Annotated in this window: 35 protein-coding genes; 31 read left to right on the top strand and 4 right to left on the bottom strand. The window is 38.3% G+C overall.

Translation table 11 applies throughout. The features are described 5' to 3' along the window. Positions 1 to 560: 560 nt before the first annotated feature. On the bottom strand, positions 561 to 893 hold the full coding sequence (locus RINTHH_RS00965) for a DUF565 domain-containing protein (RefSeq protein WP_008231770.1): 333 nt from the start codon (positions 891 to 893) through the stop codon (positions 561 to 563). 738 nt (positions 894 to 1,631) lie between these two features. Then, positions 1,632 to 2,111 carry an NAD(P)H-quinone oxidoreductase subunit N gene (gene ndhN, locus RINTHH_RS00960; RefSeq protein ID WP_008231769.1) on the bottom strand — a complete coding sequence of 160 codons (480 nt, stop codon included), beginning with the start codon at positions 2,109 to 2,111 and terminating at the stop codon, positions 1,632 to 1,634. Positions 2,112 to 2,963: 852 nt separating this feature from the next. Here ndhN and rplC point away from each other — a divergent pair. The 31 genes from rplC to prfA all read left to right on the top strand — a co-directional run bounded on the left by rplC (position 2,964) and on the right by prfA (position 21,020). Then, a complete protein-coding gene (gene rplC, locus RINTHH_RS00955; RefSeq protein ID WP_008231766.1) occupies positions 2,964 to 3,605 on the top strand; it encodes a 50S ribosomal protein L3 in 642 nt (213 codons plus the stop codon). A 66-nt stretch (positions 3,606 to 3,671) separates the two neighbouring features. Continuing rightward, complete coding sequence (gene rplD / locus RINTHH_RS00950) at positions 3,672 to 4,304, top strand: 50S ribosomal protein L4 (RefSeq protein ID WP_008231765.1); 633 nt, start codon at positions 3,672 to 3,674, stop codon at positions 4,302 to 4,304. Further along, on the top strand, positions 4,297 to 4,611 hold the full coding sequence (locus RINTHH_RS00945; RefSeq protein ID WP_008231764.1) for a 50S ribosomal protein L23: 315 nt from the start codon (positions 4,297 to 4,299) through the stop codon (positions 4,609 to 4,611). Before rplD ends, RINTHH_RS00945 begins: the two co-directional genes overlap by 8 nt. An 86-nt stretch (positions 4,612 to 4,697) precedes the next feature. Then, entirely contained in the window at positions 4,698 to 5,561 is an 864-nt protein-coding gene (gene rplB / locus RINTHH_RS00940) for a 50S ribosomal protein L2 (protein ID WP_008231120.1), read from the top strand. 125 nt (positions 5,562 to 5,686) lie between these two features. Next, the gene (rpsS, locus tag RINTHH_RS00935; RefSeq protein WP_008231121.1) at positions 5,687 to 5,962 is read left to right on the top strand and encodes a 30S ribosomal protein S19; all 276 of its coding nucleotides are present in this window, start codon (positions 5,687 to 5,689) and stop codon (positions 5,960 to 5,962) included. A 38-nt stretch (positions 5,963 to 6,000) separates the two neighbouring features. Further along, a complete protein-coding gene (gene rplV, locus RINTHH_RS00930) occupies positions 6,001 to 6,357 on the top strand; it encodes a 50S ribosomal protein L22 (protein ID WP_044304324.1) in 357 nt (118 codons plus the stop codon). A 36-nt stretch (positions 6,358 to 6,393) separates the two neighbouring features. Beyond that, positions 6,394 to 7,143, top strand: a complete 750-nt coding sequence (gene rpsC / locus RINTHH_RS00925; RefSeq protein ID WP_008231761.1) for a 30S ribosomal protein S3 — start codon at positions 6,394 to 6,396, stop codon at positions 7,141 to 7,143. 107 nt (positions 7,144 to 7,250) lie between these two features. Then, positions 7,251 to 7,682 (top strand): 50S ribosomal protein L16, encoded by a 432-nt coding sequence (gene rplP / locus RINTHH_RS00920; RefSeq protein WP_008231760.1) that lies wholly within the window; start codon positions 7,251 to 7,253, stop codon positions 7,680 to 7,682. Positions 7,683 to 7,691: 9 nt separating this feature from the next. Beyond that, the gene (gene rpmC / locus RINTHH_RS00915; RefSeq protein ID WP_008231759.1) at positions 7,692 to 7,916 is read left to right on the top strand and encodes a 50S ribosomal protein L29; all 225 of its coding nucleotides are present in this window, start codon (positions 7,692 to 7,694) and stop codon (positions 7,914 to 7,916) included. Positions 7,917 to 7,925: 9 nt separating this feature from the next. Then, complete coding sequence (gene rpsQ, locus RINTHH_RS00910) at positions 7,926 to 8,165, top strand: 30S ribosomal protein S17 (protein ID WP_008231126.1); 240 nt, start codon at positions 7,926 to 7,928, stop codon at positions 8,163 to 8,165. Positions 8,166 to 8,229: 64 nt separating this feature from the next. Beyond that, positions 8,230 to 8,598: a 50S ribosomal protein L14 gene (gene rplN, locus RINTHH_RS00905; protein ID WP_008231127.1), complete on the top strand. Its 369-nt coding sequence runs from the start codon at positions 8,230 to 8,232 to the stop codon at positions 8,596 to 8,598. Position 8,599: 1 nt separating this feature from the next. Further along, a complete protein-coding gene (gene rplX / locus RINTHH_RS00900; RefSeq protein ID WP_008231757.1) occupies positions 8,600 to 8,950 on the top strand; it encodes a 50S ribosomal protein L24 in 351 nt (116 codons plus the stop codon). An 85-nt stretch (positions 8,951 to 9,035) separates the two neighbouring features. After that, positions 9,036 to 9,581 (top strand): 50S ribosomal protein L5, encoded by a 546-nt coding sequence (rplE, locus tag RINTHH_RS00895; protein WP_008231129.1) that lies wholly within the window; start codon positions 9,036 to 9,038, stop codon positions 9,579 to 9,581. Positions 9,582 to 9,601: 20 nt separating this feature from the next. After that, on the top strand, positions 9,602 to 10,003 hold the full coding sequence (gene rpsH, locus RINTHH_RS00890; protein ID WP_044304316.1) for a 30S ribosomal protein S8: 402 nt from the start codon (positions 9,602 to 9,604) through the stop codon (positions 10,001 to 10,003). Between the two features lie 64 nt (positions 10,004 to 10,067). Next, positions 10,068 to 10,619, top strand: a complete 552-nt coding sequence (gene rplF / locus RINTHH_RS00885) for a 50S ribosomal protein L6 (RefSeq protein ID WP_044304315.1) — start codon at positions 10,068 to 10,070, stop codon at positions 10,617 to 10,619. Then, positions 10,619 to 10,981, top strand: a complete 363-nt coding sequence (gene rplR / locus RINTHH_RS00880; RefSeq protein WP_008231146.1) for a 50S ribosomal protein L18 — start codon at positions 10,619 to 10,621, stop codon at positions 10,979 to 10,981. Before rplF ends, rplR begins: the two co-directional genes overlap by 1 nt. 32 nt (positions 10,982 to 11,013) lie before the next feature. Further along, the gene (gene rpsE / locus RINTHH_RS00875) at positions 11,014 to 11,541 is read left to right on the top strand and encodes a 30S ribosomal protein S5 (protein ID WP_008231754.1); all 528 of its coding nucleotides are present in this window, start codon (positions 11,014 to 11,016) and stop codon (positions 11,539 to 11,541) included. Between the two features lie 150 nt (positions 11,542 to 11,691). Continuing rightward, positions 11,692 to 12,141 (top strand): 50S ribosomal protein L15, encoded by a 450-nt coding sequence (gene rplO, locus RINTHH_RS00870; RefSeq protein WP_044304312.1) that lies wholly within the window; start codon positions 11,692 to 11,694, stop codon positions 12,139 to 12,141. Positions 12,142 to 12,232: 91 nt separating this feature from the next. Next, positions 12,233 to 13,549, top strand: a complete 1,317-nt coding sequence (gene secY / locus RINTHH_RS00865) for a preprotein translocase subunit SecY (protein WP_008225915.1) — start codon at positions 12,233 to 12,235, stop codon at positions 13,547 to 13,549. Beyond that, on the top strand, positions 13,549 to 14,103 hold the full coding sequence (locus RINTHH_RS00860) for an adenylate kinase (protein ID WP_008231741.1): 555 nt from the start codon (positions 13,549 to 13,551) through the stop codon (positions 14,101 to 14,103). The genes secY and RINTHH_RS00860 overlap by 1 nt, the downstream gene beginning before the upstream one ends. 210 nt (positions 14,104 to 14,313) lie before the next feature. Then, on the top strand, positions 14,314 to 14,538 hold the full coding sequence (gene infA / locus RINTHH_RS00855; protein ID WP_006276978.1) for a translation initiation factor IF-1: 225 nt from the start codon (positions 14,314 to 14,316) through the stop codon (positions 14,536 to 14,538). Positions 14,539 to 14,650: 112 nt separating this feature from the next. Further along, the gene (rpmJ, locus tag RINTHH_RS10280; protein ID WP_008231729.1) at positions 14,651 to 14,764 is read left to right on the top strand and encodes a 50S ribosomal protein L36; all 114 of its coding nucleotides are present in this window, start codon (positions 14,651 to 14,653) and stop codon (positions 14,762 to 14,764) included. Between the two features lie 90 nt (positions 14,765 to 14,854). Next, a complete protein-coding gene (gene rpsM / locus RINTHH_RS00850) occupies positions 14,855 to 15,235 on the top strand; it encodes a 30S ribosomal protein S13 (protein ID WP_008231727.1) in 381 nt (126 codons plus the stop codon). A gap of 136 nt (positions 15,236 to 15,371) precedes the next feature. Then, on the top strand, positions 15,372 to 15,767 hold the full coding sequence (gene rpsK, locus RINTHH_RS00845; RefSeq protein WP_008225790.1) for a 30S ribosomal protein S11: 396 nt from the start codon (positions 15,372 to 15,374) through the stop codon (positions 15,765 to 15,767). A gap of 422 nt (positions 15,768 to 16,189) precedes the next feature. Further along, a complete protein-coding gene (locus RINTHH_RS00840) occupies positions 16,190 to 17,137 on the top strand; it encodes a DNA-directed RNA polymerase subunit alpha (RefSeq protein WP_044304323.1) in 948 nt (315 codons plus the stop codon). Between the two features lie 26 nt (positions 17,138 to 17,163). Next, on the top strand, positions 17,164 to 17,514 hold the full coding sequence (gene rplQ / locus RINTHH_RS00835) for a 50S ribosomal protein L17 (RefSeq protein WP_008231722.1): 351 nt from the start codon (positions 17,164 to 17,166) through the stop codon (positions 17,512 to 17,514). Positions 17,515 to 17,557: 43 nt separating this feature from the next. Next, the gene (gene truA / locus RINTHH_RS00830; RefSeq protein ID WP_008231720.1) at positions 17,558 to 18,415 is read left to right on the top strand and encodes a tRNA pseudouridine(38-40) synthase TruA; all 858 of its coding nucleotides are present in this window, start codon (positions 17,558 to 17,560) and stop codon (positions 18,413 to 18,415) included. A gap of 85 nt (positions 18,416 to 18,500) precedes the next feature. Next, positions 18,501 to 18,965, top strand: a complete 465-nt coding sequence (gene rplM / locus RINTHH_RS00825; protein ID WP_008225780.1) for a 50S ribosomal protein L13 — start codon at positions 18,501 to 18,503, stop codon at positions 18,963 to 18,965. Beyond that, complete coding sequence (gene rpsI, locus RINTHH_RS00820; RefSeq protein ID WP_008231718.1) at positions 18,956 to 19,372, top strand: 30S ribosomal protein S9; 417 nt, start codon at positions 18,956 to 18,958, stop codon at positions 19,370 to 19,372. The genes rplM and rpsI overlap by 10 nt, the downstream gene beginning before the upstream one ends. Positions 19,373 to 19,610: 238 nt before the next feature. After that, complete coding sequence (gene rpmE, locus RINTHH_RS00815; RefSeq protein ID WP_008225776.1) at positions 19,611 to 19,850, top strand: 50S ribosomal protein L31; 240 nt, start codon at positions 19,611 to 19,613, stop codon at positions 19,848 to 19,850. 72 nt (positions 19,851 to 19,922) lie between these two features. Continuing rightward, entirely contained in the window at positions 19,923 to 21,020 is a 1,098-nt protein-coding gene (prfA, locus tag RINTHH_RS00810; RefSeq protein ID WP_008231716.1) for a peptide chain release factor 1, read from the top strand. A gap of 587 nt (positions 21,021 to 21,607) precedes the next feature. Here the strand turns inward: prfA and RINTHH_RS00800 are convergent. Both RINTHH_RS00800 and RINTHH_RS00795 read right to left on the bottom strand, forming a co-directional pair. Then, positions 21,608 to 22,150 carry a hypothetical protein gene (locus tag RINTHH_RS00800; protein WP_008231711.1) on the bottom strand — a complete coding sequence of 181 codons (543 nt, stop codon included), beginning with the start codon at positions 22,148 to 22,150 and terminating at the stop codon, positions 21,608 to 21,610. 45 nt (positions 22,151 to 22,195) lie between these two features. Continuing rightward, positions 22,196 to 23,422: an urease accessory protein UreH domain-containing protein gene (locus RINTHH_RS00795; RefSeq protein ID WP_044304308.1), complete on the bottom strand. Its 1,227-nt coding sequence runs from the start codon at positions 23,420 to 23,422 to the stop codon at positions 22,196 to 22,198. Positions 23,423 to 24,553 lie beyond the last annotated feature (1,131 nt).

Raw genomic sequence — 24,553 nt, 5'->3', positions numbered from 1 at the left:
TTAATTTGATGGATCTCATTAATAAATGATTTACAAGTCTATAGTTGATTATGGCAAATAGCAAGCCTTGGAGAAATAATAAGTTCTCTAGGTATCGAAATAATTAGATTTGATATTACTTCGTAATTTTGTCTAAACTTTTAGTTGTCAGTAATTTTATTGGAATATGCTTAAATTAATTTCACTAATCTAATTATAGATTATAAGGATATATCATTTATGATACTTGAGTGATAATAAGATATTAATACAAGATAACCTAGACACTATAAAAAGACTGATTAAATTTTTATTAGTAAGCTTAATCTACTAATTCAATATCATATTATTCCTAAATAATAAGAAATTTATTTTATTTTGTAACAAGTAAATCAGTATTATCTTGAAGTAAGATAATTTCAGAGAATGCATACAATAAGAAGTTAGAAAACTATTGATATAGATAAGTACCATTGATGATTTTTTGATAAATGAAATTAAAAATAAATGTGATTAGTAAAACTAAATATCTATATATCTATATACTGAAGCACAATTGCTATTGTTAATAAGCAACAGAATCAGGATCCTAGCTTAAAAGCTTCAACATACATACTATAAATGAAACCTACCTTAAAATAGTTAAGTGATTCTATCCAAAGAATATGTTTGTGCTGAGGCTTCAAACTATAAAATATTTTGCTACCTATCTCAGTAATTACAGTTATAATAGCAGCAATAATAATATCTATACTTTCTTGCTGGCCAGCGGTAGTCGCAACTACTGTGCCCATGAATGATCCAACTAAAAAGCTTATAATTAGCAAAGATGTACGTCGCCAAGGGTTTATAAACCACTGGCCTAAATTTCTAGAAATATCATCAAGCAAATTATTAAGGCGGGTATTTTGCATTATGTTGAGGTATTACAAGTATAAGTATTACTAATAGTATATTAGTAATACTTATACTTGTAATAGTCATTCTTTCTACTATCTGCAAATAAAAAATTATTTAAGTCAGATAATTATCTTATATCAAAAATACTCTGATGTGTGTATTTTTAGTAACTCTCATTAAGTACGCTAACTAAGCAAATATTAGTAGTCATACTCCTTTTGGGAATTGAAGTTTGCTAGACTCTCAATAATTACAGAAATAAAATAACCTATAAGGCACCTTTGATATTTTCTCAAGTAGTACACTTGGATAAATAGTTAAACCCTCAACATTTTTTAGGTTAGTATTTCTATGGTGGATAGGTAGCTATTACTTACAATTATTTGTTAGTAATGAGATTTTAACCTAAGTAACGTACCTGACAGTAGTTATTTTTATTGACTAAAAGTATATTTATGACAAGCTTATTTTAGCTAACATATTAGATTAAATTGATTAAAACCTTCATAATTTTTGATACTGGATAGCTTGCAGGAGAGAGTGTTGCAAATATTGTGTATGATTGACTTGAAAATATATAAACTCACTTGGTAACAGATAAAGGTAAAAGTAGAGGGAGCTTTCTAGGTAGAGTTAGTAGTTTTATGACTTTGAATAAAATTAAATAAATAACAAAAAGAGAAGCGTTAACAAAGCAACGCTTCTCGGGTTAACTAAACAATTATTTGTTCACTGTAAATAATAGTTATCTTTTAACTAGGTACTGCCATAGTTAGTTCTAGAGGCTCCCATCGGAAGACACGATCACCTCCTCTTTCCACGACAACTCTAACCCTCGGCTCAGAATTGGGTAAATTTACTAGGTAATCGATTTCTTGATCATCAAGTACATGTCCCTCAATAATCCATAAGACTAAACCATTAGATTTAGGGGGTAGTTGTTCTAGTTGGGAAGTGACAATCGGAGGTATATAGTACACATAACCTACTGCTGCACTATTAATATTACTCTTTTTACCTAGATGGGGAGGTCTGACCCCATGAACTCCAGTCAAGTAAGCTGCAATATCTCCTAAACCCTTTGCAGTTAGGCTTATTGTATGATAGCCTGCAGAACGCAATCGACGACAGTACCTCCCTTCATAACCACCCTCTAAAGGCGCATATACACCGAGAGAACCAAACTTTTTCAGATTGTGAATGAAATTCTTACCAGTGGTAATTAGTGTCATAAGTTTTCTTTCTATCCCACTTAGATATATATATTATCTACCCTAAGCACAACTATTTTGTACCGAATTACTGATTATTCATTCAGATCAACTTTAATCTCTATAAATCAAAGCTAGAGTTATTTATTGAATTTAACAAGTCATTAATCTTGAATGGATTAAACCGGAGAAAAATCACTGTCTCTCAAAAGCGCCTAAAGTTTCCACTGGACAAATATAAAATGATGAGATACAATTTAAGACTGTGGCTGGGTGTATATATTTTGGATCGCTACTTAGATATGGCAGTGGTAGCTAGTTACTGGTGACTTACACTAGTAGGTGAGAACAGTCAAAATCAGTGCTGATTATAACAGCAAGTCGGTCAGCGATATACAAAGTATTACCAGGCCCCGAGCTAGGATTTTTCCTCTTGAATGGGAACCAGGTTCTCTGAGATAATTCAGCCTTCAGAGATATCCTGAATGATATGAAATCAAGTGATTTAGTTAGAAATAACCCATGACTGAACTCACTGGTATGAAGTGTTAATAAGAGGGCTTAACTAATGGATACTGGATGGCTTTCCATTTAAGTCCTAGCCCGGTTCAGTAAAATGTGCCAGCCCAATATTGTGGCATTCGTGTAGTTGATGCCTTGGATGCCTACTTTGACGGGTTTTGTGCTTTTTCCTCTGGTTATTGGTGCTTTCCCATTTTGCCAATTAAGAAAGTTTAGCTATTTGGGGTAGTGGATTTAGGTTTAACTACTCTGAATGGCTTCCAGGCAGGAGTATATGGTGTTCATCACTAAACGCAAGTGAAAGTTGATTTGATTGGTTTAATCACAATTTAGAAAGGAGAATCAGTAACTGTGTCTGTAGGTATTCTCGGCACTAAACTGGGCATGACTCAGGTCTTTGACGAAACAGGGAGAGTTATCCCTGTTACAGTTGTTCAGGCAGGACTATGCACAGTTACACAAGTTAAAACGCAGCAAACCGATGGCTATTATGCTGTTCAGTTGGGTTATGGCGAAGTTAAGCCAAAGGCATTAAATAAACCTTTGCTTGGGCATCTTAAAAAGTCCTCAGCACCACCCCTTCGTTATTTGCGTGAGTATCGCTTGAATAACACTAGTGAATATACTTTAGGACAAAAAATTAAAGTAGATATTTTCAGTGCTGGTCAAGTTGTTGATGTTATTGGTAAGACTATTGGTAGGGGTTTTGCAGGAAACCAAAAGCGCCATAACTTTGGCCGGGGACCAATGTCTCATGGTTCGAAGAATCATAGACAGCCTGGCTCAATTGGTGCCGGTACCACTCCTGGCCGTGTTTACCCTGGGAAAAAGATGGCAGGTCGCTTGGGTGGTAAACAAGTAACTATCCGCAAGTTGACAGTGGTACAAGTACATCCAGAAAGGAACTTGTTATTGATTAAAGGGGCTATTCCTGGTAAGCCTGGAGCAATATTGAACGTTGTGCCTGCAAATATAGTAGGTAGTGCAAGATAAGTATGCACATCTTGTGTTAGAAGCTAGGATGAGCTAACAAATAATAACTAATGAGGGACACTCAAGGTGTTTAAGTGTGAAGTAAAGAATTGGCAAGGAGAGCAAGTTAGTCAACAAACCTTTGAACTAGAAATTGCCAAAGAGACGACGGCGGCTGGAATTGTTCACAGAGCGTTAGTCAGACAAATGACCAATGCCCGTCAGGGAACAGCTAGTACCAAAACGCGATCAGAAGTTAGAGGTGGTGGTCGTAAGCCTTGGCGTCAGAAAGGTACAGGTCGTGCCCGCGCTGGTTCCATTCGTTCTCCCCTTTGGCGTGGCGGTGGTGTAATTTTTGGACCCAAACCCAGGGATTATAATCTGAAGATGAACCGTAAGGAAAGAAGATTAGCATTGCGGACTGCCTTTGCTAGTCGTCTGGATGATTTAATTATAGTTGAGGAATTTAACAGTTACTTCTCTTGTCCCAAGACGAAGGAACTTGTTACCGCAATTGTTCGTTGGGGCTCACTATTAGATGAAAAGACATTGCTGATTCTTTCAGAGAAAAACGAAAATATTTACCTATCTGCCCGCAATGTGGAGAATCTAAAACTCCTAATTGCTGATCAGTTGAATGTGTATGACTTACTACATGCTGACAAATTAGTTGTTACAGCATCAGCCTTGGGGAAAATTCAGGAGGTCTACAGTGAATAATTTTGATCCTCGTAAACTCCCTGATTTAGTACATCGCCCTATTGTGACTGAAAAAGCAACTATGCTCATGGAGTTTAATAAATACACCTTTGAAGTATCTCCTAAGGCAACAAAACCTGAAATAAAAGCGGCTATAGAAGACTTGTTTAATGTCGAAGTGGTCCAAGTAAACACAATTTTGCCTCCCCGTAAAAAGAAACGTGTAGGCCGGTTCATTGGTTACAAACCTCATTATAAGAGGGCTGTAGTTACTGTAGCTAATGGAGATGAGGAAAAAATCAGACAAGTCTTATTCCCAGAAGTGTAGTTATTTGAGTAAGTGATATGGAACTATCCAAACTCACTTTGAAAATAATACAAACAATTAAAAACTCCTAATTCAAAGAATTTATTATGGGTACTCGTTCTTATCGCCCTTATACTCCTAGTACCCGCCAAGTCACAATTTCTGATTTTGCGGAAATCACTAAATACGAACCGGAAAAGTCCCTGACTACGACTGTACATCGTGCTAAAGGTCGTAATAACCAAGGACGTATCACAAGTCGTCGTCGTGGAGGTGGACATAAGCAGCTATATCGGATTATTGACTTTAGAAGAGATAAACGAAATATTCCTGCTAAAGTGGCGGCTATTGAGTATGATCCTAATCGGAATGCTCGTATTGCCCTGCTTTACTATCAAGATGGGGAAAAGCGCTACATTCTACACCCCAATGGATTGAAAGTCGGCACCACAATTATAGCTGGACCTGAAGTACCTATCGAAGATGGTAATGCTTTGCCTCTATCCAAAATTCCCTTAGGTACTGGAGTACACAATGTAGAACTTATTCCCGGTAAAGGTAGTCAAATAGTTCGTGCTGCCGGCGCAACAGCCCAAGTAGTAGCAAAGGAAGGTGCTTATGTCACTCTGAAATTGCCTTCTGGGGAAGTACGAATGATACGCCGAGAGTGCTACGCCACCATTGGACAGGTTGGTAATGCTGAAGTGCGTAACCTTAGTGCAGGTAAAGCAGGTCGAAACCGATGGAAAGGCAGGCGTCCTAAGGTGAGGGGCAGTGTTATGAACCCTGTGGATCACCCCCATGGAGGAGGCGAAGGTAGAGCACCTATTGGTAGATCTAATCCAATGACCCCTTGGGGAAAACCAGCATTAGGTAAAAAGACACGCAAGCCCAAGAAGGCTAGTAGTAAGTTAATAGTACGTCGACGTCGTAAGTCTTCTAAACGTGGTCGTGGTGGTCGTAATTCTTAAAGTGAATATATCGCATTTGTTGTTAGTCCATAGAAGATCGAAGATTATGGTTCAAGGTAACACAAACCATAGTTTTGACTATTAACTATAATATTTCTCGATGCAAAATTAATAGTGTTTAAATTATGGGTCGTTCTCTGAAAAAAGGTCCGTTTGTTGCTGATCATTTGCTCAAAAAAATTGAAAGACTGAATGAGAAAAATGAAAAGCAGGTAATTAAAACCTGGTCAAGGGCATCAACTATTCTACCTGATATGGTGGGTCATACTATCGCTGTCCATAATGGGAGACAGCATATACCAGTATTTATTTCCGACCAAATGGTAGGGCATAAACTAGGAGAATTTGCTCCCACACGTACTTATCGGGGACACTCCAAAGATAAAAAAGTCAGTAGGTAGTCATTGTTTTTATAGCAATGACAAGAGTGGAGAAAATTATGGCAAATAGTACCAAACAAGTTAAAGCAATCGCTCGTTACGTGCGAATGTCCCCTTTTAAAGTACGACGTGTTCTTGACCAAATACGTGGGCGTTCTTATAGGGAAGCACTTATTGTCCTGGAATTCATGCCCTATCGGGCTTGTAATCCTATTCTGAAACTTCTGAGGAGTGCTGCTGCTAATGCTGAGCATAATGAGGGATTAGAACGGGCACGATTATTGATCACCCAAGCCTATGCGGACCAAGGTCCGGTATTAAAAAGATTCCAGCCTCGAGCACAAGGTAGGGCTTACCAAATACGTAAACCGACCTGTCATATTACCATATCGGTCGCTGAAGATGCCAAGGAGTAAAATTACCTTTGCAAACAATATTTTGAGGAAATATTTATGGGACAGAAAATTCACCCAACTGGTTTTCGTCTAGGGGTCACGAAAGAACATCAGTCTTGTTGGTTTGCCGAACCTAGTCGCTATCCGGAGCTGCTTCAGGAAGACCATAAACTACGTCAGTATATTGACAAAGAATTAGGCAGATACGCACAAAATAATGCTGGAATTTCGGAAGTCAAAATTGAGCGTAAAGCAGACCAAGTTGATCTGGAAGTATATACAGCTAGGCCTGGTGTAGTTGTAGGTAGAGGTGGTCAAGGAATTGAAAAATTGCGTACTGGACTACAAGAGGCTTTGGGTGGTAAACGGCAAATCCGCATTAATGTAGTTGAAGTACAAAAAGTTGATGCTGATGCCTATCTAATTGGGGAATATATTTCACAACAATTAGAACGACGGGTATCTTTCCGTCGAGTAGTACGTCAAGCAATTCAACGTGCCCAAAGAGCAGGAGTTGAAGGTATTAAAATTCAGGTTAGCGGTCGTTTAAACGGTGCAGAAATTGCAAGGACTGAATGGACTCGTGAAGGAAGAGTCCCTTTACATACTCTCAGGGCTAATATTGATTATGCATACTGCACGGCAAAAACAATTTATGGCATCCTTGGAATTAAAATTTGGGTATTTAAGGGAGAGATAATTCCTGGGGAAGAAGAAAACACAATGCCATCAAGCGGACACCGTGATCCTCGTCGTCGTCAACAGCGACGTCGTCAGCATTTTGAAGACCGCTCCAATGAAGGATAGTGGTTAGTCAATACTACTTATTAACATAGGGGCTTTTATACAGTTCGTACTATTTATGGTTTATCCAAAAATGTACATGATCAATAATAAACAACTAGTAGTAAACCATGTTAAGTCCTAGAAGAACTAAATTCCGCAAACAACATCGTGGGCGGATGAAAGGTGTTTCTAAAGGTGGTAATAGCCTCAATTTTGGCGATTTTGCTCTCCAAGCACAAGAGCCTTCTTGGATTACCTCCCGTCAGATTGAAGCTGCCAGAAGGGCTATGACTCGTTATATCAGACGAGGCGGTAAAATATGGATTCGTATTTTCCCTGATAAGCCAATTACAATGCGTCCAGCGGAAACTCGTATGGGTTCTGGTAAGGGTTCACCAGAGTTTTGGGTGGCTGTAGTCAAACCAGGGAGAATTATGTTCGAAATTGCCGGAGTCTCAGAAACTACTGCAAAAGAAGCAATGCGACTTGCCTCCCACAAGTTACCAATTAAAACTAAGTTCATCACACGTTCTGAGCAGGAGCCTCAAGTGCAGGAGTAGAAGTAGGTTATGTCTCTTCCCAAAATATCAGAAGCAAGACAACTAAGTGACATACAACTATCAGAGGAAATTGTCACTATTAAAAGAAAATTGTTCCAACTACGTCTACAAAAAGCAACTAGACAGTTGGAAAAGCCCCATGAATTTAAGCACTTTCGTCACCGTTTAGCTCAATTACTAACAGTAGAGGTAGAGCGTGGACACGCAGCGGTTCAATCCACTAATCAGGAATAGTAAAAGATTATGGCAGTTAAAGAACGAGTTGGCTTGGTAGTTAGTGACAAGATGCAGAAAACTGTAGTAGTTGCTGTAGAAAATCGTGCTCCCCATTCAAAGTACGGCAAAATCATGGTCAAAACTCGGCGTTATAAAGCTCACGATGAAGAAAATAGTTGTAGAGTTGGTGATCGGGTCCGTATTCAGGAAACTCGGCCTCTGAGCAAGACTAAACGCTGGCAGATCAAAGAAGTTCTGACAAGATAATGTAATTATTATAAGTCAAGTTTATTACTTGTTGTTAACAATACCAAAAGGGAGAATAGTCGTCGTGATTCAACCTCAGTCTTATCTCAATGTTGCAGATAATAGTGGTGCCCGTAAACTAATGTGTATCCGTGTTCTAGGCGCTGGTAATTGCGTTTACGGCTATATTGGAGATCGTGTGATTGCCGTAGTTAAGGATGCCCAGCCTAATATGGCAGTAAAGAAATCTGATGTGGTAGAGGCGGTAATTGTTCGTACCCGCCATACTATCCGTAGAGATAGTGGTATGAGTATTCGCTTTGATGATAATGCTGCAGTCATTATTAACAAAGATGGCAATCCTAGGGGAAGTCGGGTTTTTGGACCTGTAGCGCGGGAATTGCGTGAAAAAAGCTTTACTAAAATTGTTTCCTTGGCTCCGGAGGTTCTCTGAAATGTTGAATAAGAAACAACAACCCAAGTTTCAGAAAATGCATGTTAAGACAGGCGATATGGTCCAAGTAATTTCTGGTAAAGATAAAGGTAAAGTGGGTGAAGTGATGCGTGCTTTACCGCAAATAAGCAGAGTTATTGTCAAAGGTGTAAATATAAAAACCAAACACGTTAAACCTCAAGCAGAAGGAGAATCTGGGAGTATTATTACTAAGGAATCTCCAATTCATAGTTCCAAAGTCATGCTTTATTCAACCAAACATAACTCTGCTAGTCGTATTTGTTATACATTTATTGAAAAAGGGAAAAAGGTACGAATGCTGAAGAAGACAGGGGAGATCCTTGATAAATAGTTATTAAATGAGGGGGAAAGTTAGTAAATGCCAGAAATCATAGTTATTTTTATGATTATCCCAAGATACTTTAGGAGAGAAATTTATGGCTGTTCAACTCAAACAAACCTATCAAGAAACAATTGTCCCCAAACTTATGAGGCAGTTTGATTATTCCAACATTCACCAAGTACCGAAGTTGGTAAAAGTAAACGTAAATAGGGGTCTAGGAGAAGCCTCTCAAAATGCCAAGGCACTGGAAGCATCTTTAAGCGAAATAGCAATAATTACAGGTCAAAAACCTGTAGTGACAAGGGCAAAAAAAGCCATTGCTGGATTCAAAATTCGGGAAGGAATGCCTGTGGGGGTCATGGTTACCCTTAGAAGCTGCAAAATGTATGATTTTCTAGATCGTTTAATTAATTTGTCCTTACCTAGAATTCGAGACTTCCGTGGTATTAGTCCCAAAAGTTTTGATGGCCGCGGAAACTATACTTTAGGCATTAGAGAACAGCTGATTTTCCCAGAAGTCGAATATGACAGCATTGATCAAATTCGGGGAATGGATATTTCTATTATTACCACAGCAAAAACTGATGAGGAAGGGCGAGCTCTACTAAAAGAAATAGGAATGCCTTTTCGGGATAAATAAGTTCATCTAAAGGGGAAGTGATGGCAGTAAATGATACAATTGCAGACATGCTGACGCGCATCCGCAATGCCAGTCTAGCAAGGCATCAAATAACAAAAGTGCCTGCAACAAGAATGACCCGTAGTATTGCCACAGTTTTACGGGCAGAGGGTTTCATACATGAATTTGAAGAAGTTGGTGAGGAGGGAAAACGTGATTTATTAATTTCCCTTAAATATAAGGGGAAAAATCGTCAACCCCTAATTAATGCCCTAAAACGGGTAAGTAAGCCAGGACTGCGAGTTTACTCTAATAGGAGTAACTTACCTCGGGTATTAGGGGGTATTGGTATTGCTATTATTTCAACTTCCAGCGGAATTATGACTGATAGAGAAGCACGACGCCACAATGTAGGTGGTGAAGTGTTGTGTTATGTCTGGTAATCAATAGCTATTAGTTATTAATAGCCATAATTGATAACTCCTAACTAATTGAAAAAGGAAATTTATGTCTCGAATCGGAAAACGCCCGATTTCAGTTCCAGCAAAAGTGCAAGTTATAATCAACGGCACTAATAACATAGTAGTAAAAGGTCCTAAGGGAGAACTGTCTCGTCAACTACCTGTTAATATTAACCTCTCCCAAGAAGGGGAATTATTAATGGTAAATCGTCGGGATGACACTCGCCAATCAAGACAATTGCATGGTTTGTGCCGAACATTAGTCGCCAATATGGTTGAAGGGGTTTCCCAGGGATTTCAGCGCCGTTTGGAAATTATTGGTGTTGGTTATCGGGCACAAGTACAAGGGAAAAGTTTAGTTTTAAATATTGGTTATAGCCACCAGGTGCAAATAGCTCCCCCAGAAGGTGTTGAATTTGCTGTTGAAAATAATACTAACGTAATTGTTAGTGGTTATGACAAAGAACTTGTTGGTAATACTGCAGCCAAAATTCGTGGTGTTCGCCCCCCAGAGCCTTATAAGGGTAAGGGAATTAGATATTTGGGGGAAACTATCAGGCGTAAAGCTGGTAAAACTGGTAAGGGTGGTAAAAAATAATGAAGCTCACTCGTCAACAATCAAAACAACGTCGCCATCGACGTATTCGTGGCAAAGTCTTTGGCTCTTCAGAGCGTCCGCGTTTTTCTGTATTTCGTTCCCAGCAACACATTTACGCTCAAATCATTGATGATACAAGTCATCATACCCTAGTGGCAGCTTCTAGCCTAGAACCGGAATTAAAATCCAAATTGTCTTCTGGAGCTAATTGTGAAGCTTCTAAAGAGGTAGGTCGCCTAGTCGCTACTCGCTCTAAGGAAAAAGGAATTACCAAAGTCGTCTTTGATCGTGGAGGGAATCTTTACCATGGTAGAGTTCAAGTGCTTGCTGATGCAGCGCGGGAAGCTGGTTTAGACTTCTAAGAATTTGGTATCAATAATGAGGTATAAAACATATGGCAACTGGTCGTCGTAAATCCAGTCGAACAAAAAAAGAGGAAACTAACTGGCAGGAAAAGGTAATTCAAATCCGCCGGGTAAGTAAAGTGGTTAAGGGAGGTAAAAAACTTAGCTTTCGTGCGATCGTTGTTGTTGGTAATGAAAAGGGTCAAGTGGGAGTTGGAGTTGGCAAAGCTTCTGATGTGATTGGTGCAGTAAAAAAAGGGGTAGCTGATGGTAAAAAGCACCTAGTTGATATTCCTATTACTAGATCTAATTCCATCCCCCATCCAATAAATGGCATAGGCGGTGGGGCAAAAGTCATTATGCGTCCAGCAGCTCCAGGTACTGGTGTAATTGCTGGTGGTGCAGTGAGAACAGTATTGGAACTAGCCGGAGTCCGTAATATATTGGCAAAACAACTTGGGTCTAATAACCCCTTAAATAATGCCAGGGCCGCAATTGATGCTTTATCTACTCTGCGTACATTCACAGAAGTAGCTGAAGAGCGTGGTATTCCTAGGGAAAATTTGTATAGTATTTAAATTTTGTGGCACATAACAAATAGTGACATAAATAAAATATTTGGGTATATGACTAACCATATACAAACAAGTAGTTATTTGTAGTGTGTTCTGCTCAAATCCGTGCTTAAAAAGCAGAAAAAATTACGGGATATAAAGAGTTTTTTGCTTATGAGACTTGAAGATGCCAAGCCACACCCAGGCTCGAAAAAACCTCGTGGTCGTGTGGGTAGAGGTATAGCTGCTGGTCAGGGTGCTAGTGCTGGATTGGGGATGAGGGGTCAAAACTCCCGCTCTGGTGGAGGTACTCGCCCTGGTTTTGAAGGTGGTCAACAGCCCTTGTATCGTCGCATACCTAAGTTAAAGGGTTTTCCCATAGTTAACCGGAAAGTCTACACTACCATCAATGTAGAAAAACTGGCTTCCTTAAATGCAAATACAGAGGTAAATTTGGCTTTCTTGCAAGAAGTAGAAATTTTAACAGGTGCCAAAGGCCCCTTGAAAATTCTAGGGGGTGGGAACTTGAATGTACCTCTAAAGGTTCAGGCAGCAGCTTTTACAAGTACTGCCCGAAACAAAATAGAGGCAGCTGGTGGTAGCTGTGAAGTGCTCATGAAGTGATGCTATGAGTACTTTATTTTTTATTTAGTTTTTACTTTCGCTACCATATTGTCTTACCAGTGCCCTACTTCACTATCAAGTTAGCCATATCATGAGTATTAGTAGAGAAAAACCGCCAACGGCTCAAGAAACTTTTATGCAGATGGCACAGGCAGCAGGACTTAGAGGCCGTCTACTTGTCACTGTTGGTATTCTAATTTTGATTCGCTTTGGTAATCATATACCAATCCCCGGTATAGACCGTGATAGTTTTGCGGTTGCTCTACAGGGGAATAACCAAATACTGAATTTTTTGGATATTTTTTCTGGTGGTGGGCTATCTGCATTGGGGGTTTTTGCCTTAGGTATTTTGCCTTATATTAATGCCTCAATCATTATTCAATTACTTACTGCTGCCATACCATCCTTGGAAAATTTACAGAAAAATGAAGGGGAAGCAGGAAGGCGAAAAATTTCTCAGATCACCCGTTATGTCTCCTTAGCATGGGCAATAATCCAAAGTAATTTCATTTCGGCATTTTGGCTGAAAGACTTTGCTCAAGACTATGGTTTAGTATTTATCGCAAATACATCTATTGCCCTAGTTGCCGGCTCTATGTTTGTCATGTGGGCTTCAGAGGTAATTACTGAGAGAGGCATAGGTAATGGTGCATCTTTACTAATTTTTGTCAACATTGTTGCCACACTGCCTAAAGCTTTGGGGGATACTCTAGATTTTGTCCAAACAGGTGGACGTGAAATAGTTGGGCGGGTAATTGTCCTGCTACTACTATTTTTGCTAACGATCGTTGGTATTGTCTTTGTCCAAGAAGGTGTTCGCCGCATTCCCATTATTTCAGCTCGTCGTCAGGTAGGTCGGAGGGTTTTAGCAGAACAGCGCAGCTATCTACCTTTGCGCCTTAATCAGGGTGGTGTAATGCCAATAATCTTCGCGGCTGCAATCTTAAGTTTACCTTTGTTAATTGAAAAACTTGTTAACAATCCCAATTATTCGAGTTTTGTTGGTACTTACCTGAATCCCAGCGGTTCCCAATCATGGTTTTATGCCCTAGTTTATCTAGTTTCAATTATTTTCTTTAGCTACTTTTACTCTTCCTTGATTGTTAATCCATTAGATGTAGCACAGAATTTGAAAAAAATGGGTTCAAGTATCCCCGGTATTCGTCCTGGTAAGGCAACTAGTGAATATATCGAGAGGGTATTAAATAGGCTGACATTTCTAGGTGCAGTTTTCTTAGGTTTAGTTGCAATTGTTCCAACAGCACTGGAAAGAATACTAGGTGTACCAACGTTTAGAGGCTTAGGTGCAACATCTCTGCTCATTTTAGTTGGCGTAGCAATTGACACTGCAAAGCAAGTGCAAACCTATGTTATTTCTCAGCGTTATGAGGGGATGGTAAAACAATAGTGACTCGATTTATTTTCCTGGGACCTCCAGGAGCTGGTAAAGGAACTCAAGCTGAGATTCTAGCAGACTATTCGCATATTCCCCACATTTCCACAGGTGATATTCTCCGTGCAGCTTTACAAGGGCAAACTCCTTTAGGCATGAAAGCTCAATTTTATATGGATAAAGGAGAGTTAGTACCTGATGACTTAGTACAGGATATGGTCAGAGAACGCCTAAGTCAGGATGATACCAAATATGGTTGGATTTTAGATGGTTTTCCTCGTACTGTGCTACAAGCTGCCTTTTTGTCATTGTTATTGGACGAGTTAGATCAACTGCAGGTAAAGGTTATTAATTTGGATGCTCCTGACAATGTGGTTATGTCCCGGTTATTAGAACGGGGAAGAAAAGATGATGCAGAAGATGTGATTCGTCGTCGCCTAGAAATTTATCGTTCCGACACTGCTCCTCTGATCGACTATTATCAGCAACGAAAATTACTAGTTGTAATTAATGGGAATCAAACCCCAGAAGAGGTAACTGCTGAACTAAAATCTGCTGTTAGTTCTTAAATAAACTATCTGTGTAAAAATGTTTGAGTGTAGTGCTCTTAATTTTACTTTGTGTTTATGACCACTATGTAAATAAATTACAAGACATTTATAGTTACTAATACCCGAGTATGCTAACAGGGCATTAGAAAAAACAAATACGAATATCAGCAGACAGAAGACCAGGTAGATAATAAGAACAGCAAATCCCCGAGTTGGTGGAGGAACAAGTTGTCTAAGCAAGATTTGATTGAAATGGAAGGAACTGTGACTGAGTCATTGCCCAACGCGATGTTTCGTGTTGATTTAGATAATGGGTTTAATGTTTTAGCTCATATATCTGGTAAGATTCGCCGCAATTACATCAAAATTCTTCCTGGCGACCGTGTCAAGGTTGAACTGACTCCTTATGATCTTACAAAGGGTAGAATAACTTATAGACTACGTAAAAAGTAGAGTTATGTAAGTGTTTTTATCATACAATCAATTCAGTAAACCTTCTAATTTATCTGACTGTTTTCTGAAGAAGATGTTATAATCTAATGTTTATAGTTAAATTAATAAGGCAATGAAAGTCCGAGCCTCTGTTAAGAAAATTTGTGAGAAGTGTAGGGTGATTAAACGTCGTGGTCGTGTGATGGTGATTTGTCCTAACCCCAAGCATAAACAACGTCAGGGATAGGGTTATTGCTCCAGGTAGTCATGCATTTGTCACATTATGTAAGCTAAGCAACAGTTTGTATTAGGGATAATGAGAGGGAGATAAGCCAAAATGGTACGTATTGCCGGAGTGGACCTGCCACGTGATAAACGGATAGAAATTGGTCTAACCTATATTTACGGGATTGGGCTAACTAGGTCCCATAAAATTCTAGCTGCCACTAGTGTTGACCCAAATATCCGTGTGAAAGACCTCAACGATGGGGATATAACTGCACTAAGAAGCGAGATCGAGAGCAACTATCAAATAGAAGGCGATTTAAGACGTTGGGAGGCAATGAACATTAAGCGCCTGGTAGACATTGGTACATACAGAGGTCGTCGTCACCGTATGGGTTTACCAGTCAGGGGGCAAAGAACCCGCACCAATGCTAGGACTCGTCGGGGACGAAGACAAACAGTAGCTGGTAAGAAGAAGGCTCCTGGTAAGTAAACTCCAATGCTTCCCTGGACATCCGGGTTATTATTTTAACGCTAGGAGATTTATTAACAAAGTGATAATCAAAGAGTTATTAGCAGTATTAATAACTGCAAACAGTTGATTGGTTTGATTTTACAGGTAAAACAATATGGCACGACAACCGACAAAGAAAAGTGGTAGCAAAAAGCAAAAACGTAATATTCCTAATGGAATTGCTTATATCCAGTCTACTTTCAATAATAGTATTATAACTATTACTGATCAGAATGGAGATGTAATTTCCTGGTCAAGTGCAGGTTCTAGTGGTTTCAAGGGTGCAAAAAAAGGCACACCCTTTGCCGCTCAAACAGCAGCAGAAAGCGCGGCGCGTAGAGCTGTAGATCAAGGCATGCGTCAGGTTGAAGTAATGGTAAGTGGGCCCGGTGCAGGTAGAGAAACAGCCATCAGAACATTACAAGGTTCTGGGCTAGAAATTACCCTAATTCGCGATATTACTCCTATTCCTCACAATGGCTGCCGACCACCAAAACGCCGTCGTGTTTAGAAGCTTTATTTTTGCTAAGACACATTCATAGGATACCAACATAAATAAGTTACTTAGCAGGGTGAATATTGTTAGATCACCTTGTTTCCTTGGGTCTAAAGATAGCTTATTCTAAGGATTAATGGTAATTAGTTCAAATTATCAGTAGTGTGAGGAAACGACATACAAAATATAATAAATGGGAAACTAGGAGTATAACACTAGTTTATTAACTAAGTAATGCTACCATGTCTGGATGAGATAAAAAAGTCTGATAAATAAGATTTTGGCAAGATTTATTTATCCACTTCCTGTTGCAAATTATACTGGTTTGATAAACGAAGTATGAAGTTCTTCAAACAGGCTGCAGCGAGGAGAAATAAAACTAGTGAGGCAATTTGATTTGCCTGATTGCAATACCTGAAAATAAGAGAGGCTACTCTGTGGCACAATTTCACATTGAATGTATAGATACTAGCAGCGAGGAAATCCGGAGCCATTACAGTAGATTTATTCTAGAACCTCTGGAACGTGGTCAAGGCACCACTGTTGGTAATGCCTTAAGAAGGGTGTTGCTATCAAATTTAGAGGGAACTGCTGTAACTGCCGTTAGAATTGCCGGCGTTGCCCATGAATTTGCTACAGTTTCAGGGGTAAGGGAAGATGTACTGGAAATTCTAATGAAAATGAAGGAGGTTGTCCTCAAGAGTTATTCAGCCCAACCCCAGATAGGTAGATTATTGGTTAATGGTCCAGTAACTGTTACCGCTGCCCACTTTGATTTGCCTAGTGAAGTCGAGGTAATAGATCCAACCCAATATATTGCTACCTTGGCAGAGGGAGCAAAATTAGAGATGGAATTCCGTATTGAAAGAGGTACTGGCTACCGTACAGTAGAAAGGGGAAGAGAAGAAGCTACTTCCTTAGACTTTTTGCAGATTGACTCTATTTTCATGCCAATAAGAAAAGTCAACTACAGTGTAGAGGAAACCAGGATCGAAGGAGGTATACCTAAGGATAGGTTACTTTTAGAAGTTTGGACAAATGGTAGTCTAAGTCCCCAGGAAGCACTTTCCTCCGCTGCTACTATTCTAGTAGACTTATTCAATCCTTTGAAAGATATTTCTATTGAACAGACAGATACTGTAGTAGATGTGGATCAAGATCCGACTGCACAAATTCCTATCGAAGAGCTGCAGTTATCTGTAAGAGCTTATAACTGTCTGAAGCGTGCCCAGGTCAACTCTGTTGCTGATCTATTAGACTTTACTCAGGAAGACCTGCTAGAGATTAAAAACTTCGGCCAGAAATCAGCCGAGGAAGTTGTGGAAGCATTGCAGCGACGTCTAGGTATTACTCTGCCCCAAGAAAGATCTGGGAAAAATAATTAACATATTGAATTATTATTTAGTGTATTATGCGTCATCTTCGCCGTGTGAAAAAACTTGGTAAGCCTGCTGATCAACGTCGGGCTTTACTACGCTCACTAGCCACAGAATTAATCCGCAATGGCCAGATTACTACTACCATGACAAGAGCAAAAGCCGTTCGTGGGGAAGTAGAAAAAATGATCACATTAGCAAAAAACGGCTCCCTAAATGCCCGCCGTCAGGCATTAGGCTATTTATTTGATAAGCAATTAGTTCACGCTCTATTCGAACAAGCTAATAGCCGTTATGGTAGCCGTAATGGTGGCTATACTCGCATCCACCATACAATACCCCGCCGTGGTGACAATGCACAAATGGCAATTATTGAACTAGTTTAAGTCATTGGTTATTTAGTGATAACAAATGACAGGGGACAACTTTATGTTAGAAGCTTTGCCCACACCTAACCAACGAGTAGCCCTTGTAATACAGTACTTGGGTACTAGCTTTCATGGTTGGCAAAGACAACCGCAAAAACCTACAGTTCAAGAAGAGATTGAAAATGCAATCGCGACGGTTGTTGGTCATAGAGTAACACTCTACGGAGCAGGGAGAACTGATAGTGGGGTGCATGCTGCTGCACAAGTAGCTCACTTTGACATTAAGGGAAAAATTCCGCCTCGTAGGTGGTCATTTATCCTTAACAGGCATTTGCCAAAGAGTATTCTAATCCATGCTTCTGCTAGGGTAGATAATAATTGGCATGCCCGTTTTAGTGCTTCTTATCGGCGCTATCGTTATACACTTTATACAGGAGCAAGGGCTAACTTATTTTTACAGCCATTCAGTTGGCATTATTATAAGCCTATAGATGAAAACCTCATCCAAAAGGTTATCACCCCTCTAGTTGGATATCATAATCTTGCGGCTTTTCATCGTTCTAACTCGGGTAGGAAACATTCCTGGGTAGAAGTACAAGCAGCAGAGTGTCGTCGCCGTGGGTCACTAATTCAGATTGAAATTCAGGCAAATGGTTTTTTGTATGGAATGGTGCGTTTACTAGTAGGAATGTTAGTCCAAGTTGGTACTGGCAAAATTTCATCGGAAAGATTTACCAAAATCTGGCAAAGTCAGCTTCGGGAAGAGGTTAGATACGCTGCACCAGCTCAAGGTTTGTGTTTACTGAGAGTAGGTTATCAAAATTTCCCCTTTCCTCAACATGTCTGGTATGATAACCAACCTCCATATTTCTTTGATAAATTGAACAAAGAGATGAAATCGGGAGAAGTAACTGCCTAATTTTTTATTGCTGGAAGTTCTATTAAAATAGTTCCTGAGAGGAAAAAATTCCACAAAACTACACTACATATTAAGAAAAAACCCTATGAACAAGACATACTTTCCATCAATTCATAATCTGGAAAAATACTGGTATATTGTGGATGCTGCAGATCAAAGGCTTGGTCGTTTAGCAAGTGAGATTGCCATGGTATTACGGGGAAAAAATAAACCCAACTATACTCCTAATATTGATACTGGTGACTTTGTTATAGTTGTTAATGCGGAGAAATTAAATGTAACTGGTAAAAAACGCAGTCAAAAACTATACCGACGTCACTCCGGGCGTCCTGGTGGGATGAAAACCGAAACATTTGAAAAATTGCAAGGTCGTATTCCCGAACGAATCATTGAAAAAGCGGTAAAGGGAATGTTACCTAAAAATAGCTTGGGTAAAAAATTATTTACTAAGCTGAAAGTGTATGCAGGTCCTAGCCATCCTCATGAGGCTCAAAAACCTCAACAGTTAAACATTAAAACTATTCCAGGAGTAGAAAATCAGTGCAAGTAACAGATGCCAATAATAGACATGTTGTATATTGGGGTACAGGTCGCCGTAAGTCTGCAATAGCAAGAGTGCGCCTAATACCAGGTGGAGGAGAATTGAAGATAAATGGTAAAAATGGAGAACATTATTTTCAGTATAATCCTAAATATTTGAGTGTGATCAAATCACCTCTAGAAGCTTTGGGTTTGGATAGTGAGTATGACATTTTAGTTAAAGCTGAAGGTGGGGGCTTAACAGGACAATCTGATGCCATTCGTCTTGGTGTGGCTCGTGCTTTATGTCAATTAGACCCAGAAAATCGTTCCCCTCTAAAAATAGAAGGATATCTTACCAGGGATCCCAGAGCAAAAGAACGGAAGAAATATGGTTTGCATAAAGCTCGTAAAGCAGCCCAGTACTCCAAGCGTTAAATAAATTTTGGATTTTTAAAGTTATGCTTGATTTGAATTATAAGTAGATGTTACATCATAGTTTTTTCTAGATCTAGTAAAGGTTATTATTTATGTAAATAGCTAGGGAATTATGAATAACTTTAAGACTTAATTCATATCAACGATAATTTTGTAGAATTTAAAATCTCAAACTAACAATTCCATTTCATCAAGGCTAAAAGTTATAATCCATATATAAATAAGCATAGAAAGAAGAATGGCTAAATCTAATATTCATCCAGAATGGTATCCAGAAGCTAAGGTTTACTGTAATGGTCAGGTTGTGATGACTGTTGGTTCCACCAAGCCTGAATTGCATGTTGACATTTGGTCTGGCAACCATCCTTTCTATACTGGTACTCAGAAGATTATAGATACTGAGGGTCGTGTAGACCGCTTTCTTCGTAAGTATGGTATGAGAAAAAGCCAGTCTTCTAGCGAAGATGGAAAAAAATAGCTTTTTAGCTCTCTTTTCACGACGATCCAGGATAATTAGGGTCAGGTGTTATTTTTTTGAGCGAGATTTGCTATGGCCGAAATATATTTGTTGGAGAAGCTAAAATCTGTAGAGCAAACTTTTCATGAACTAACCCGTAGTCTTGCTGATCCAGATACTGCCAATAATCCAGATGAGTATCAACGATTAGCAAAAATACGTTCTGGGTTAGAAGAAGTCATGGAAACTTATAATAGTTGGAAAATATCTACCTCAGAATTGGAAGGGGCCAAAGAGGTTTTAAGAGAATCTCAAGGTGATCTAGAACTTCAAGAAATAGCAACTTTGGAAGTTCAAGAATTAGAAGAGAAAATTGGCAGGCTAGAAGTTAGGCTGAAAATTCTGCTATTACCCCGTGATCCCAATGATGAAAAAAATATTATGTTAGAAATTCGTGCTGGTACTGGAGGTGATGAGGCCAGTATTTGGGCTGGCGATTTGGTACGAATGTATTCCAAATATTCTGAAAGTCAAGGCTGGCGGGTGAAGCTAGTCAGTGAGTCTCTGGCAGAGATGGGTGGCTTTAAGGAGGCAATTTTGGAAATTCAAGGTAATGGTGTTTACAGCAAACTTAAGTTTGAAGCAGGAGTACATCGGGTACAGAGAGTTCCTGTTACAGAAGCAGGAGGTAGAGTACATACTTCTACAGCTACAGTAGCAGTCATGCCGGAAGTAGATGAAGTGGAAATTCATATTGATCCTAAAGATATTGAAATGTCTACAGCACGTTCTGGTGGTGCGGGTGGACAGAATGTAAACAAGGTAGAAACAGCAGCAGACCTATACCACAAACCTACTGGTATACGCATTTTCTGTACTGAAGAGCGAAGTCAATTACAGAACAAAGAACGAGCATTACAAATTTTACGTGCAAAATTGTATGAAATCAAGTTAAGAGAGCAGAAGGAGGCAGTAACTTCCATGCGGCGTTCACAAGTTGGAACTGGTGCTCGTTCTGAGAAAATACGTACTTATAACTATAAAGATAACCGTGCTACTGACCACCGTTTAAATAAAAACTTCTCTCTTACTCCTGCTTTGGAAGGGGATATAGAAAATATCCTTCAGTCTTGTATTTCCCAAGATCAACAAGAAAGTTTAGCAGAGTTGGCTGCTTCTGCTAACAGCTAATTGTTTATGGCAATTAGCTGACATTTTTTGTGAGTAAAATTTGTTTTTTATGTGTTTTAAGCGTTATATACAGCCCTGTCTAAACTAGTAGTTAAGGAGATAATATATCTTGGTGAGTGAGAATAAAACTAGTTCTTGTTAACTCTAAAGATATCTTGCTATGTATACCCTTTAAAATCAAGACTGAAATAGGGTTTGAATCTCGAGACTATAAAAGCTGTAAAGCACCCTCATTAATCTCTGAAAAACATAGTAATAGTAAACTCTTCTGGGAAAAAATAATACAAAGTCAGGCTCAAGTAAATTTATTTTAATTTATATGAATTCTTTTAACTATAGTAAGGAAAAATGAAACACCTATAGTAGTTTTAGGTCAATCAATAAATTCGAAGCAGCTAATTAATTCAAATTTAGCAGCAAAATCTAAGAACCAAACTCTTCTTAGTATCCCAAATTATTTATCTAACTTGAATAGGTTGATTATACCTTTGAGGGGGTAATTATAAGTAGAACTGAGATGGTCATTTGAATACAAAAATAAATAAAACTTATTGCTGCTTACAATATAAATTTCAATGTGTTGGTTGCTATAGATTTATCTTGTTTTTTACCTTTCTCAGTATATGACAACAGAGTAAACCAATAATTACTAAAATAATTACCATCAGTGGAAAGGCAAAATTAATACTTGCACTGTTCCAGATATTAAAAATTGGTTGATTTAGTCGAGTATTGCTACTACCAACTACTACAGTAACTTTAAACTTTAAATTGAAAGGTTGAATATGTTGCTTTGAAACTGGTGTACCATTTAACTCTAGTTGATACCTGCCAGGACTAGGGAAATTTAAAGTTGCTCCAATAACACCCTGACGATATCTGTCTGCTGTAATCGCTGTTTTGCCTAGCTTTAGAACCGGTATATCTCCTAATACATAAGGCTCTGCATAAACAACAAGTTGATAGTAATATTCTTCAAGGCTAATTGCCTTACCACCCTTACGAGTAAGAGCAAACCAAGCTTGAGAAGATTCTCCTGCACGTGGCATATCATTGGGTTCAATATGTAAAATTGCTCCTATATTATCTTTAACTTGAACTTTATGTGCATCTGCTGTTGAAACACTCATCGTGAAAATTAATAAACTTAATAAACCATAATTAGAAAAAATAATTTAATTAGATTTACTAGGAGGAACATAAAATTTTTCAAGTGATAAAAATAACCAAAAGCGTTGCCATCTAAGTAAGAATACGATAATAATTGCAATCGAAAGCAAAGTAATTGCAATTTTATTCTCTAAAGTACATCGAGAGGAACCAAAATAATGAGAGCCAATTATTAGGGTGTGAATAAAAGTACAAACTATAGCTGGCAAGCTAAGTAAATGGACGCGTCTCCACCATTTGCCTAATTTCTTTTGTAAAGAGTTAAAACTAGTTATAGCGCTGGGAATCATTAAAATAAGTCCACAAAAACCTATAACTATGCCCCACTTGAATGATGGATTGAGGAACCAAAAAGCAGCAAAATTCCATTGGAAAGAATGCTCAATGGTATGGGCAGTATGTAGCATAGAGAGAATAAAAGCGCCTACACCCAAAGCACGACGATAGCGTAAGGGGAATTTCCATAAAAAACTAATAGGGCGGGCAATTAATGTTGTAAGTAACAATAATAGAGCTCCATGTCCAGTGTAGTCGACCATTGTATCACCTGTCCTTAGCAAGGTGAGAATACCAATAGTAAGAGTAATCCAACCCCCCATCCTAAATAACTGGCTATGCCTATCTTTACTAATAAAAGATGCAAAGATGCTAACCCCTAACATGGTGGGTAAAGTTCCCAAACCAAAAGCCAGCATTGTAAGTCCACCCATCAGTAAATCACCAGTTTCTGCAGCTTTTATTTGGGCAGTATATAAAAAACCACAGGGCATTAATCCCCAAGTCATACCTAATAGTGTAGATGTCCACCATTTATTAGCCGAGGATAATTGCATCATTCCTGATTGTAGGCGACTGTGTACTTCAGTCTGTATAAGGGGATGAAGTATAGGTAAGTGTGGAAAAAACCCTGGTTTTATTTGTGCTAGACCAAGCCAAATGAGTAGAATGCCAGTAATAATAGCCATGATTTGGCGTAATTGACTGCCAACCCCTGCCATTTGCCCACTAGCCACTAATACAGAACCAATTCCTCCTATACCGAATCCTACAATTGTGTAACTCAGAATTCTACCTAAATTCAGCGGAGTGTTGAATTGTAATTGTTGCTGCCAAGAGGATGTTTTTTGCTTATAAGAGAGGGAAAAGGCTATTGTCAAAGGACCACACATACCTGCACAGTGACCAAAGCTTCCCAAGAACCCTAAGAGGGCAACCAGCCAAAAGTCTAGCATTTTATAAATGGTGATTATCAAAGTTACTTTTTAATAGGGTTCAAACTATATTTTCCCTATAATAATTAATTTACTATTCTCAATTTTATACATTAACGGCTTCTGCACATCCAAGTAAATTACGACTTAACAGCTACCTTTTTATAGGTATTGGTATTTAAATTAATAGCAACTTTGCCACTACCTAAGCTAGGACTTAATTAGTAGTATAAATCATCATAAACATCAGCTTTGTGCTATTAAAAAGTATTATATCAGACAGTTTGACTAGCCTTATTTGAATTCTCTAGCAATACGTGGAAATTAGTAACTTTTGCTTTTAACTTGTACCCTATTCTTATCCCATTCACAATTAAATCAACCAATAGTAAAGCTTGACCGCAAGTAATATCAATGGATTATTCTCATACCAACTGTTACATTTACAACAAATGTTATTTTTACCAGAAATCATATGTTCTGCCAACCACAAAAAATTGATGCAACATAATTCACTCATCACTGGGAAAGACTCTCTTAACATTGCAGATATTAAACCTTTTTTCCTTAGATAGTTTATACCAATTTCCAGTTTAACTCTTCTGTCAAAAGACAAGGTGTCAAACTTGAATATAGGAACAAAATAAATTTACTCATGGTAAGCTGTAGTAAATAAACTAAATAAAAAAAGTAAGTTTATCTTAAATCATTATGATTAACTCATGAATAAACATAATAGAATATAACCTGAATTTATTTATAAAAACTTAGTACCAGTAAAAATCTAATTATAATTTCTAGAAAATTAGCGAAAAAATATCTCTAAGATAAATTAAAATTGCAGTTTGTCCCTAAATTACTGGTAGCTATTTAATATCTAAATATTTAAACTTTTCTTTATATTAAAATAGAAAGAAATTGCATGCTGCTTATACAATCACTAATAAATAAAAAAAAGATAACCTGTACACTAAAATTAACTAGGTATGTTAAAAACATGAGCTTTAATATACCTATCAAGTACTAAGATTACAATGAAAGTATCGGAGCAATTTGTATAAATAGTCATCATAATATAATAGAATAATTCCCTAATGATGGTAATAGTTGATAGTGCAGCTATTACCATCATTAATTAAAGATTGTTTCTAC

This window comes from Richelia intracellularis HH01 (genome assembly GCF_000350105.1).
Classification (GTDB): domain Bacteria; phylum Cyanobacteriota; class Cyanobacteriia; order Cyanobacteriales; family Nostocaceae; genus Richelia; species Richelia intracellularis.
Note: the sequence above shows the minus strand (reverse complement) of the source record. Positions and strands in the feature narration are given on the sequence as shown.